Origin of the sequence: Caballeronia glebae, from assembly GCF_001545035.1 — a bacterium.
Lineage (GTDB): Bacteria > Pseudomonadota > Gammaproteobacteria > Burkholderiales > Burkholderiaceae > Caballeronia > Caballeronia glebae.
In genome coordinates this window covers 35,077-47,265 of record NZ_FCOJ02000034.1, presented here as the reverse complement: position 1 = coordinate 47,265, position 12,189 = coordinate 35,077, and the positions used below count along the sequence as shown (strand labels likewise).

Annotated in this window: 7 protein-coding genes and 5 pseudogenes; 6 read left to right on the top strand and 6 right to left on the bottom strand. The window is 60.7% G+C overall.

Going from position 1 to position 12,189, the window contains the following annotated elements:
• Nucleotides 1-145: 145 nt before the first annotated feature.
• The 4 genes and pseudogenes from AWB82_RS22105 to AWB82_RS39010 all read right to left on the bottom strand — a co-directional run bounded on the left by AWB82_RS22105 (nucleotide 146) and on the right by AWB82_RS39010 (nucleotide 4,070).
• Nucleotides 146-1,039 carry a LysR family transcriptional regulator gene (locus tag AWB82_RS22105; protein ID WP_086971020.1) on the bottom strand — a complete coding sequence of 298 codons (894 nt, stop codon included), beginning with the start codon at nucleotides 1,037-1,039 and terminating at the stop codon, nucleotides 146-148.
• Nucleotides 1,040-1,309: 270 nt separating this feature from the next.
• A complete protein-coding gene (locus AWB82_RS22100; RefSeq protein ID WP_086971018.1) occupies nucleotides 1,310-2,131 on the bottom strand; it encodes an HpcH/HpaI aldolase/citrate lyase family protein in 822 nt (273 codons plus the stop codon).
• A gap of 79 nt (nucleotides 2,132-2,210) precedes the next feature.
• Nucleotides 2,211-3,663 (bottom strand): annotated as a pseudogene (locus tag AWB82_RS22095) (NAD-dependent succinate-semialdehyde dehydrogenase).
• Nucleotides 3,660-4,070 carry a hypothetical protein gene (locus tag AWB82_RS39010; RefSeq protein ID WP_086971016.1) on the bottom strand — a complete coding sequence of 137 codons (411 nt, stop codon included), beginning with the start codon at nucleotides 4,068-4,070 and terminating at the stop codon, nucleotides 3,660-3,662. Before AWB82_RS39010 ends, AWB82_RS22095 begins: the two are co-directional and overlap by 4 nt.
• A gap of 52 nt (nucleotides 4,071-4,122) precedes the next feature.
• Between AWB82_RS39010 and AWB82_RS22085 the strand changes: the two are divergent.
• The 5 genes and pseudogenes from AWB82_RS22085 to AWB82_RS22065 all read left to right on the top strand — a co-directional run.
• A pseudogene (locus AWB82_RS22085) lies at nucleotides 4,123-4,587 on the top strand (porin); the annotation flags it as partial.
• A gap of 358 nt (nucleotides 4,588-4,945) precedes the next feature.
• Entirely contained in the window at nucleotides 4,946-6,214 is a 1,269-nt protein-coding gene (locus tag AWB82_RS22080; RefSeq protein WP_086971013.1) for a M20 family metallopeptidase, read from the top strand.
• Nucleotides 6,211-6,855 carry a trimeric intracellular cation channel family protein gene (locus AWB82_RS22075; protein WP_086971012.1) on the top strand — a complete coding sequence of 215 codons (645 nt, stop codon included), beginning with the start codon at nucleotides 6,211-6,213 and terminating at the stop codon, nucleotides 6,853-6,855. Before AWB82_RS22080 ends, AWB82_RS22075 begins: the two co-directional genes overlap by 4 nt.
• A gap of 254 nt (nucleotides 6,856-7,109) precedes the next feature.
• Nucleotides 7,110-7,984: pseudogene (locus AWB82_RS22070) on the top strand (tyrosine-type recombinase/integrase).
• A gap of 20 nt (nucleotides 7,985-8,004) precedes the next feature.
• Nucleotides 8,005-8,184: pseudogene (locus tag AWB82_RS22065) on the top strand (transposase zinc-binding domain-containing protein); the annotation flags it as partial.
• 81 nt (nucleotides 8,185-8,265) lie between these two features.
• Here AWB82_RS22065 and AWB82_RS38440 read toward each other — a convergent pair.
• Entirely contained in the window at nucleotides 8,266-9,588 is a 1,323-nt protein-coding gene (locus AWB82_RS38440; RefSeq protein WP_086971010.1) for a tyrosine-type recombinase/integrase, read from the bottom strand.
• On the bottom strand, nucleotides 9,585-10,832 hold the full coding sequence (locus AWB82_RS22055; RefSeq protein ID WP_200818174.1) for a tyrosine-type recombinase/integrase: 1,248 nt from the start codon (nucleotides 10,830-10,832) through the stop codon (nucleotides 9,585-9,587). The genes AWB82_RS38440 and AWB82_RS22055 overlap by 4 nt, the downstream gene beginning before the upstream one ends.
• Nucleotides 10,833-11,026: 194 nt before the next feature.
• Between AWB82_RS22055 and AWB82_RS22050 the strand changes: the two are divergent.
• Nucleotides 11,027-12,019 (top strand): annotated as a pseudogene (locus tag AWB82_RS22050) (IS91 family transposase); the annotation flags it as partial.
• Nucleotides 12,020-12,189 lie beyond the last annotated feature (170 nt).

Below are 12,189 nucleotides of genomic sequence, written 5' to 3'. Positions count from 1 at the left end.
CCGCGCTTTACAAACGGCCTTCGCCGCCCGCTTGCTCAGAACGGCCGTGCATACATGGCGAGCCTGTTCGAAGCATGAAACCGATGATAAGAATTGGAGCGGCCCACGTCCAAGACGAGTTCCTTATTCTTCTATAAGTCTTTTCCTATAGTGCAGCGTCGCCGAGCGGCGCGGGAAGGCAGCCTAGAAAAGCATGCAGATGGGGCGAATCATCGATTGTGCGAAACGTTGCGGCTAGCGTCGACCAGGCGCCCGGCCCCGAGAGATGGCGAAACACGACGTCCGTGCGCCCATGCCGCGCCACCGACTCGCCGACGAACGTCACGCCGAGCCCGGCGGCGACGAGCGCGATCGCCGTCTGGATTTCGTAGGCCTGATGCGCGACGAACGGCGTCACGCCCGCGTCGCGATATAGCGACTGGACGGTCCGCTTAAACTGGGCGTTATGATGCTTCGGGTAAAGGATGAGTGGCGTGTCGGCGAGTTCATCGACGCGCACCTTTTTGTGCGCTGCCAAGGGATGATCGGGCGCAAGTGCGACGACTATATGCTCACGCAAGAGCGGGTACGACGTGCAACCAGGAATCGCGACCGGCTGCCGTCCGATGCCGACGTGGATGCGCATGTCGCGCAGCGCGTCAGCCTGTTCCTCCGTCAGCAATTCGAAGAGCTTCAACTCGACCTGGGGATAGGCGTGATGAAAAGCCTTGAGTGCGGGAGGCAGGATGCTATACATAGCGGATCGAGTAAAGCCGATCGAAAGCCAGCCGCGCCGACCAATGCCGATTTCGTGTGCGCCCAGGCTCGCCTGCTCCCACGATCCAAGAAGTTGGCGCGCCTCGGTGCAGAAATAGTGGCCCGCTTCGGTGAGTCGCAGAGGTCGCCTGGCGCGATCGACGAGCTGAGTGCCGAGCCGGTCTTCCAGCAGGCGGATCTGTTGGCTCAATGCGGGTTGCGCGATATGCAGCCGCTCAGCCGCGCGACTGAAGTTCAGTTCCTCGGCGAGGATGACGAAGCACTGCAAGGACCTGAAATTCATGTCGACGTTCCTGGCGTTCAGTAAGCGGCGCGCGTCAGCACTCCACTCGGGGGCAATGCACACCGTTTGAGGTTCCGGGAATGTAATGATGTCATAAGGCTGGGTGCCGATAAGGCTCCGCGAGCTCGAGGGATGCTCTGCGGGTCGTCCACGGTGCCACCAGATCAAGGCTGCGTGGCCTCTCAAGCAATGGGCGTTGTGGACTTCGGCGTGCTGTTGTTTTTTGCAGCCGGAGCGACTGCTTCCGCGCTGCCATTCGGAGCCAGATAATTACAGTGGCATGCGCGCTAACTGAACAATTTGCTGCGCGCGCAGCACCACTGGCTTGTCGACCATTTTTCCGTCGATTGATATCGCCGCTCCGTGCGCGTTTGTTGATGCCTCCAGGACTCTTGTAGCCCACGCGACGTCGATTTCGGATGGGGCATAGCATTGATTCACGAGTGGAACCTGTTTGGGATGAATACACAGCTTTCCACCAACTCCACGCCGTTTACCATTCATTGTCTCAGTGATCAGGCGATCAACGTCGTCTATGGCTGCGGTCACGCCATCAACCGGCGCCTCAATGCCAGCGATCCGCGAGATCGTCACCAACTGTGCACGATAGGGATCCAGCTCTTCGCCATCCGATTCAATGCCCATGTCTGCAATGAAATCGAGGGTACCAAAGACAAGTTGCTGCACGAATGGTGCTCTTGCGATCTCCAATGCGTTCCATATGCCTTGTGCCGTTTCAATCAATGGGAAAATCGGTATCTTTGCTTTCGTCAGCGAGACTAACGCCACCACGTCGGCGGCGCTTTGAGACTTCGGCAATACGATGCCCGCAACCCCGGGGAGCTTGGCGATTTTGGCATCTTCTGCGAACCACGCCGTGCCGTTGCCGTTCACGCGAAGCAAAACCCTGCTCTCGGGCGTCAGCCATGCCGCCACCGCGCGACGAGCATCGGCTTTAGCACCGGGTCCTACCGCATCCTCGAGATCGATGACAACTGCATCTCCACTGTTGATGGCTTTGTTGAAGCGTTCCGGCTGACTGCCGGGCACGAACAAAAGCGACCTGTAGTGCGGCCTCCTGGCATTTGACATCTGATTCTCCGTTTGGAATATAAGTGGTACAACACGAATGTGTGGTGATAGCAAATGGCGATCTAGCGACGATGACTAGCTAGTGCACATTGCCAAAACAGATATGTTTGATGCTGAGATATTCCTCGACGCCATAGCGTGAGCCTTCCCGCCCCATCCCCGATTCCTTCACGCCGCCGAACGGCGCGCCTCGTTGAACACGAGCGTCTCGTTGACGCCGACCGCCCCGCATTCCAGCGCCTCTACCACGCGAAACGAGCGGTTCAGATCGGACGTATAGAAGTACGCGGCCAGCCCCGTGCGCGGCTGATTCGCCAGGCGCAGCGCTTCGGCTTCGTCGCTGAAGCGCATTACGCTCGCGACCGGGCCAAGTATTTCGTCGCCGCAAATCTCCATCGAAGGGACGGCATCGGTCAGTACCGTCGGCTGATAGAAGTTCGCGCCCGCCGGATGGCGCTGCCCGCCCGCCACCACTTTCGCGCCCGCGCCGACCGCCTGCGCCACCATTGCCTTGATGCGCGCAAGCGCGGCGCCGTCGATGAGCGGGCCGACCTGCGAATCGTCGCGCATGCCGTCGCCGACTTTCAGCGCCTTCACCTTGCCGGCGAGCCGTCGCACGAACTCGTCGTGCACGCGGTCCTGAATCAGGAAGCGGTTCGCGCACATCGCCGCCTGGCCCGTGTGGCGAAAGCGCGCCGCGACCGCGCCGGAAACGGCGAGGTCGAGATCGGGTCGTCGAAGACGATGAACGGCGAACTCGCGCCGAGCTCCAGCGACACTTTCTTGACCGTGTCCGCGCAGCGCGCCATCAGCTTCTTGCCCGCTGCGATGCTGCCGGTGAACGAGACTTTCCTGACCTGAGGGCTGTCGACGAGCGCTTTGACGAGTGTCGCATCGTCGCCCGTCAACACTGAGAACACGCCGCGCGGCAGACCCGCGTTTTCCGCGAGCACGCAGAGCGCAAGCGCGGAGAAAGGCGCCTGCGACGACGGCTTCAGCACGACCGTGCACCCGGCGGCGAGCGCGGCACCGACCTTGCGCGCGACCATCGACGAAGGAAACGTCCACGACGTGATCGCCGCGCATACGCCGACCGGCGGCCTGATCACGTGAACGCGCTGACTGCGCCGCACGGCGGGCATGTTGTCGCCGTAGATGCGCCGTGATTCCTCCGAGAACCACTCGATGTAGTTTGCCGCCTGCGCGATTTCGGCGCGTGCCTCGTGGATCGGCTTGCCCTGCTCGGAGCTGAGGATGATCGCAAGGTCGTCGCGAATCGTCTTCACGACCTGCGCCCATTCGCGCAACACGCACGCGCGTTCGCGTCCGCTCCACTCGCGCCATTCGTCGTACGCCGTCGCGGCGTGGCTGACCGCATCGTTTGCCTGAGCTGCAGTCAGACGCGGCACGCGGCCGACCGGCTCGCCGTTCGCCGGATTGACGACGGTGTCGTTTGGCTGGGAGGTCGCTTCGATCCACGTTCCGCCGACATACGTCGATTGTTCAAACAAGCTAGGGCAGGTCAGGTTCATTGCCTTGCTCCATCCTTTGGATCGTACCGAGGCGACGGCCCTTTCGTGGATCGGGGCCGCGAGTACATTGCTTTGTGCGTCGTATCCGCATCCAGATGCGCGATGGCAGTCATCGCGAGCACGCCGCTTTGATTCAGTACGCGCATGTTCAAACGGTCAGGGTCGTCCTCATCCATTTGGGCCTGAAGTTCCAGCGTCTCGTTGCAAAAAAGGGGGCTCACACCCTTGAATTCGAATTTTGCAAGCCTTGAATCCGGCAGGCAGTCTTGTGCAAAATCTTGCAGTAAAGTTGCCGTCAAAGGTCCGTGTACCACGAGGTTCTTGTAACCCTCCACGTCATGTGCATACTGCTGGTCGTAGTGGATCCGATGACCATTGAACGTCAGAGCGGAGTACCGGAACAGCATGATGCTGTCGGGGGTAATGCGCTGTCGCCATTGGACCGGCATCGAAGGCGTGGGATATGCTTCGGCGCACACGTTGCAGGTGATCGGTGCGGGTGCTTCGTACACCTTCGGTGCGGCGACGATCGGCGCGACCTACTCCAACACGAAATTCAAGGGGCTCGGTGACACGACCTCGGGCCCCGCGCCTTTAACAGGCATCGCCGGAACCGCCACGTTGAACAACGCCGAAGTCAACTTCAGATATCAACTGACTCCCGCGCTGCTGCTTGGCGCCGCATACGTCTTTACCAAGAGCAGCGGAGTGGACGGGGCGAGCAGTGCAAGGTATCACCAGGGCGCGCTGGGCGTCGATTACTTCCTCTCCAAGCGCACGGACATTTATATGGTGGGCGTCTATCAAAAGGCGAACGGGACCGATTCGACCGGAAATCCGGCGGTGGCGTCGATCAGTCAGATCACACCTTCCAGCACCGATCGACAGGCAGCGCTGCGCTTCGCGATTCGCCACAAGTTCTAAGTGCGATGAGCGGCAGGGGTGAGGCGGGGTACGGTTGGCCGACGGCGCGGCGAGGCATGAGCAGGTCACGTGGCGGTCAAATCCTGAACGCCCCGCAATCTTGACGCCGGGTGGCCCGTCGAGGTTTCTCGGGGACGCCGCTCCGAGTCGGAGCCCCTCGGGCACTGAGGGCCAGTATCGCGCATTTCTTCGCTAACAAATCCTTGCCGGTTTTCCGCTACAGAGACTACGGTTCCTTTGTGCCCTTCTACCGTCTTGCCGCTGTAGGCAGATTGATGGCTCGCGGGATGCCACTTGTCAGGAGGGGATGCTGCCGCGGCCGCCGCGGCGCGCGCCATAGTCATTACGGAGGTCGTCGATGTCGACACTGATCAAGGGGATGGCATCGTCCATCGACTCGCTGCTACCCGAACTCGAGGCGATCTACAAGGATCTGCATCAGCATCCGGAATTGTCGATGCAGGAAGTCCGTACTGCGGAAATCGTTGCGAATTACGCAGAAAAGCTCGGCTACGAAGTCACGCGCGAAGTCGGCGTGACGGGCGTCGTGGCCGTTCTGCGCAACGGTGACGGGCCAATCGTGATGCTGCGCGCGGACATGGACGCGCTGCCGATGGCCGAAGCCACGGGGTTGCCGTACGCGAGCACCGTGAGAGCCAAAGATGAGGAGGGCGTCGAGGGAGGTGTCGCGCATTCGTGCGGACACGACATGCACGTGACGTGGCTCTTGGGTATCGCGCGTCTGATGGCCGAGCATCGTGATGGCTGGCGCGGTACGCTGATGGCGGTCTTTCAGCCCGGCGAGGAAGTGGCGCGTGGCGCGCGCAGCATGATCGACGACGGCATGACGACGCGTTTTCCGAAACCCGACGTGATATTCGGGCAGCACGTGATGGTGGGCGCTGCTGGCACCGTGGGGTATCGAAGCGGCACGATTCTCTCTGCAGGCGACAGTCTCAAGGTCAAGCTCTTCGGTCGCGGCTCGCACGGTTCACAGCCACAAACTTCCATCGACCCGGTCATCATGGCGGCTTCAACGACGCTGCGTCTGCAGACTATCGTCTCACGTGAAATCTCACCGCGCGACAGCGCTGTCCTGACCATTGGCGCATTGCAAGCGGGCACGAAAGAAAACATCATTCCCGACGACGCGACGCTCAAGCTAAACATGCGCACTTTCGACGAAGACGTGCGTGAGTACATGCTCGGCGCAATTCGCCGCATTTGCTGTGCGGAATGCACAGCCTCCAATGCGCCACGCGAGCCTGAGTTCACGACGCTTTCGAGCTACCCGCTGACGATAAACGACGCCCAGACGAGCGAGCGCGTGCGCAAAGCTTTCGAAACACACTTTGGCGAGCGTGCCTACGAAACTCCGCCGGCCGCGGCAAGCGAGGACTTCAGCGTGTTCGGACGCGAATGGGGCGTGCCCTATGCATTCTGGTTCATTGGGGGGACGGATCCAGACTTGTTCCAGAAGGCGGTGGAAGAGAAAAAGCTCAACGAGATTCCAAGCAACCATTCGCCGAAGTTCGCTCCGGTGCTCGACGGGACGCTGCGTACGGGCCTGGAGGCAATGCTATGCGCGGCGGGAGCGTGGCTGAGCAAGGGAGACGTATCGGCGTGAATTCGCACGCCGCCTATCTCGCGCTCGATCTGATCGGGACATTCGCATTCGCCATCAGCGGAGCCGTCGCCGCGCGGCAAAGGCGACTCGACCTGTTCGGCATCGTCTCCGTCGCCTTCATGGTGGCGTGCGGTGGCGGAATCGTGCGCGATGTCTGCATCGGCGCGATTCCGCCTGCGGGGCTTTCGAACTGGCGTTATCTGGCGGCTGCGCTGCTCGCGTCCGTGATCGCGATTCTCGCGTACGCTCCCGTGCGCCGTCTGCGACAGCCCGTCCTTTTCTTCGATGCGATCGGGCTCGGCCTGTTCGCGGTGGCCGGTGCGCAAAAGACCCTGAGCTTTGGGCATAACGCGGAGCTCGCTATTTTGCTGGGGATCGTGAGCGCGGTCGGTGGCGGCGTCATGCGTGACATTGCGCTTTCTCGTCTGCCGGCCATCCTGGATCGCGAAATCTATGCATCGGCCGCGCTTGTCGGCGCGAGTGCGCAGGTTTTATTCTCCTACGCGCACTGGACGCAATGGTGGACGCCATGGCTGGCCACGTTCCTGTGCGTCGCCATTCGGCTCGCCTCGCTTCGTTTCGGCTGGCGATTGCCGGTGTTTCGTCGGCAAGGCGCCAGTGTGATTCGCGACGACGAATAGGCGTGTCGCGGCACGGCGACCTGTACGGGCCGCTGCGGCGTACGAGCGCTTCAGGCGACGTCCACCCGATCTCGATGTGCACCGGGAACCAGCCGTCGTTAGCGGTTGCGTGCGTGACGATTAACATCCGATGAACGAAACCGCTCGCGCGGTAGGGGCTACGGCCCGACTTGGCGGGCTTTGAGAGGGGAGCAGCGCGATTCCGTATGTTGATGATCGGGGCAATCCGCCTCGTTCCTCAACGGAGCCGCATCATGACCTCCACTCAACCGGGCGTCAGCCCGCTGCGTCAGCGCATGACGGACGACATGCGCATGCGCCAGCTTTCTCCCAATACTCAAGCGGGCTACTTGCGCATTGTGCGTGAGTTCGCCCGATATCTTAAGCGCTCGCCTGACACGGCGACTGTCGAAGACCTGCGAAACTACCAGTTGTATTTGGTCGATCGCGGAACATCGCCCGTCTCCCTCAATGCCGCGATCACTGGGTTGAAGTTTTTCTTCGAGATCACGCTTCAGAAACCAGAGCTGATGGCTCGAATGCAGCCAGTGCGTGTGCCGCGCATACTGCCGGTTATTCTTAGCCCCGACGAGGTCCGGCGACTGATCGCGGCAACCGGAAATTTAAAGCATCAGACGGCGTTGTCGCTGGCTTACGGCACAGGGTTGCGTGCCGGCGAAGTGGTCGCGCTCAAAGTGGGCGACATCGATAGCCAGCGCATGACGCTGCGCGTCGAACAGGGCAAGGGCCGTAAGGATCGCTACGCGATGCTCTCACCGGTGCTGCTCGAGCGCTTGCGAGTCTGGTGGCGCGTGGCGCGCGCCCAAGGCAAGATGCCCGATGGCGGCTGGTTATTCCCGGGACTCGATCCGGTCGACCCGCTGACTCCACGGCAACTGAATCGCGCGATTCGCGCTGCGGCCGAAGCTGCACAAATCGACAAGCGCGTATCGAGCATACGCTGCGCCACAGTTTTGCCACGCACCTGCTCGAACAGAAGGTAGATATCCGTGTGATTCAAGTGCTGCTTGGCCATAAGAAGCTTGAAACGACAGCGCTTTACGCCCAGGTCGCCACCGATTTGCTGCACGAAGTCGTCAGCCCGCTGGAGCGCCTGCGTACCGAGTAACATACGCGCGGTCAGACCCGATGGTGGAGGTCGCGGACATCTTCCGCGCCTGCGGGGCCACGTGGCGACGCACGGTAGCACTGAGCCTGGGGCAGTTGAAGGTGATGTCGGCCATCGAACAGTGCCGCAGCGCGGCGCTGGGTGGGCATGTGTTGCGCTGTTCGGGCTGTGCACGAACCGAGATCGCCTATAACTCATGTCTTATGGGAAGTGTTTTCCTATGGGGAGAATGCACCCCCTGAGCGAGCACGGAGCGAACTCCGCGCCCGTTCATCTCTCCATTAAAGCTTGGCCCTGAGCATGGCGATTACCTTATCGGACGGCCGGAACGAACCCCTGCGCAAATGCAGCGGGACGATCGCGTTGAGGGCTTCGAGCTTCTCAGTTGGATCTGCGCGAGTGTAGATTTCAGTGGTCGCCAGATCGCTATGCCCGAGCCACAGGGACACCTTTCTGATATCTTGTGTGCTTCGTAGTACTATCATTGCACAGGTATGTCTCAGGACGTGCGGTGATACCTGCTTTTTCGACAGCGAGGGGCACTTATGACTGGCCATTGCTGTGTGGCATTTAAGGACATACGCGAAACCCCAACGGCTCATCGCTTCGCCCCGTGCATTAACGAACAGTTCCGGTACTGCGACAGTTCCCCGTACCACCATCCAGGCACGCAACGCGTTAGCGGTCGTCTTCCACAGGGGCAACGCGCGCTCCCGCCGACCTTTGCCGTGAACACGGATGCTCATCGACGAGAGTACAACATCGGCGATTTGCAATCCCGTCAGCTCCGATACACGCAGGCCGCCGTAGGTCGCAAGGGCCAACATGTGGCGCCCAACCCAGTCTCGGCCTTCCGGGCTTGCCTCCAGTGCCCTGACGGCGAACGTGTGTCTGAGCTCATGCAAGCGGGCTCGGTGGCCGTTGTGAGTGATGCCGATGCCGGCGAACTTCAGCAGCTTCTGGAACATCCAATAAGTAACCGTGTATCTGAGCGCGTGTCCGTCGTTATCAACGAACACATGGTCGTCACCCGAGCAGGCTTGTCGCCGCAGTGCTAAATACCTCTGCATACCCGCCACCGCTGTCTCGTGCAGTGGAACCATACGGGTCTTCTGGAATTTACTCTTTCGAATGAGCAGTCCTTCGGAAGTCATGTCGGCAAGGCGCAGGTTCAGGGCCTCCGAGATCCGGATGCCCGTGGCTACCAGCAGGGCAATTAATGTCGCATACGTTTGTGGTTGCAACGTGCCGCGAGGGCCCGATTGCAAGGCTGTGTTGATCAAGCGCTCGATATCGGCGCACGTGTAGATGAACGGAACGCGACGCGTCTTTCGGTAACTAAAGTGCCGGGCGGGTGGTAGTTCATGGTCCTGATCTTCCATACGCACATACCGGGCGAACCGACAGACGGTCTTTAGCCTTGCGTCGCGCTGGGCCACCGACGCCGCCTCGCCGGCCCAGTCGATTGCTGTCTGCGCGCAAACGTGCATTTCACCGCGTTTGACAGCAAAGCACGCGAAACTGCGCAACAGGTAGTCTGCGCTAAGCAGTTTGAATCCAGCGGCACGCCGCGCGGCAAGATAGGACTCCACGGCCGGCATCATTTCGCCACCTCCGGCCATGGCTGAGCGATTTGGCTGAGCAGCGCTACGTCGACCTTGGCGTAATACGCCGTGGTATCAATGCCGCGATGCCTCAGGATCAGACCAATCTGCTCGAGAGGAAGCCCGTGGCGCAACATCTCAGTCGCCGCCGTGTGGCGCAGCAGATGTGCGCCTTTGGCGGGCGAGCTCACCCCGGCCCGTTTTAGTGCGCGCTTCACTACCGAAGATATGCCATCGCCTGAGATGTACGGCTTGACGGGTGCGATGTTTCTAACAAAGACATGGTCGCTGCCGGCAAGCTGAGGTCGCGATTCGAGATACCGCAGAAGTGCCTCGCCTGCATCCTGCGGCAGCGGAAGGCGAACTTCATAGCGCCCCTTTCCCAAGACACGTAGCGTTCCGGAGTTCCACTCTATATCGCTGAAGCGAAGGTTCGCCAGGTCACCAGCACGAACCCCAAGTCGCACAAGCAGGAGGACGATCGCACGGTCGCGAAGACGCCTGCGTGAATCGTCATCGCATGCGGCGATCAGGCGGTCAACTTCGTCAGCGCTCAGACACCTTGGCAGTGACGCCAGGCGCCAATGCGCCAACGACGGAACCGCCTGATCGAGACCCGGCCGACACAGATCGTGAACACCGAGGTAGCGTAAGAAGGCGCGCGCGCTGGTGACCCGCTTTTCAGCTGTACTGGCACCACAACTGCAAGCACTGTTTAGCAGAAACGTGCGTATTTGCTTCGGATCCCACTGGCTGGTGTCATCGCCGAGCACTTTCAGGATCACTGCGGCATCACGACAGTAGAGCCGAATGGTTGGCTCCTTCGCACCCCGGTGCTTTCGCAACCATCGCCGGAAATCATCCACGATTGCCGGCTCTCGAATTTCTGCAATCGAGGGCTTGTCGCCTTGGCAGACGCCGATCTCGATCAGGTATTCCCGAAAGCGTTTGGCGCCGAAATAGACGTGGTGGCCGGTCCTGCCACCTTTTACTTCCGGGCAAGTACAAGTTGGTAGATGACGAAAGAAGTTTTCCGGGGTTTGTGGACCAGTATCAACCAGCGTACCGCCATGTGCCAGCATGAAGCGACCGAGATGGTCGGCAGCTCGCAGATAACGTATAGCACTGGTCGCAGAGTATCCGTCTCGTTCGAGCGCGTCAGCAAAGTCATCGATGAAGACTCCGCTGGGTCCCGAGCGCAGGCGTTTCAAGGTTTTGGGTGCTACCAGGTAGGTGTCGAGCATCACATCCTCCTATGAGGGTTGCCTGGGAAGGCCAAACCACCATAGCAAAGGAGCAGCACGATTTTATGGGTTGTTAAATGGCGACGGGTCAGATACAAAACCAGATACAGCCGGTAGGTTTCGCGCCGAACCGGCTCTGCCGCTCCCCGTTAGACAGAACTTCCCATAAGGCAGGTAATGGGGTGAACTCCATTACGTGTCGGAATCGCCATTGCCCGAAGTGTCAGGCCAGTGCCGCACGCCGCTGGCTCGAAGCGCGCGAGGCTGATCTGCTGCCGGTCGAGTACTATCACGTCGTCTTCACGCTTCCCGCACCGATCAGTGCGATCGCCTGGTATAACAAGCGCGTCATCTACGGGCTGCTGTTCGACATCGCGGCCGAGACGCTACGCACCATCGCGGCGGACCCCAGACACCTAGGCGCCGACATTGGCGCCACGCTCGTGCTGCACACATGGGGCTCAGCGCTCACGCATCATCCGCACGTGCACGGCATTGTCCCGGGCGGCGGCCTGTCAGCCAATGGTGAACGATGGATCGCTTGTCGGCATGGCTTCTTCTCGCCCGTGCGTGTGCTCTCGCGCCTGTTCCGCAGGCGCTTCCTTGAAGCGCTCACTGATGCGCATCAGCGTGGACTGCTTCAGTTCTTTAGCGAGTACGCGCAGCTCGCTGACCGAGCGGCTTTCGCGCAGTGGCTCGCGCCGCTGCGCGCCTCGGAATGGTTCGTGTATGCCAAGCGTCCGTTCGCGGGCCCTGAAGCGGTGCTCGCGTACCTCTCACGCTATACACATCGCGTCGCCATCTCCAACCAGCGCTTGCTCGCCTTCGACGAGCGTGGCGTGAGCTTCCGTTGGAAGGACTACCGCGAGAACGGTCGCACCCGCCACAAGGTCATGACGCTCGAGCCCGGCGAATTCATGCGCCGCTTTCTGCTCCATGTGTTGCCTACCGGCTTCCATCGAATTCGCCACTATGGACTGCTCGCCAACCCGGTGCGCCGCGCCAACCTGGCGAAGATTCGCACGCTGCTCGGCGTTGCGCCCAAACTCAGCTCATCACCGCACGAAGCGGCCGTCGTTGATCAACCGACCTTCATCTGTCGGCACTGCGGAGCCCCGATGCTCGTCATCGACATTCTGACGCGCACCGTACCAATTCGCGCTCCACCGGAGGGAACACGGCAATGAATGTCGCGCTCCTATCTAGCGTCCAATCGTCGGCTTTGCGTCAACGCGGCCGAAGAGTGGACGGTTGCGCCTTCGACTTCATACACACCTGTATAGCCGGATCCCGAACTCCCAAGCGAACGCCGCATCGCCTCCCGTCCCACATCGACGTCTCTTCCAGTGCTCGCATC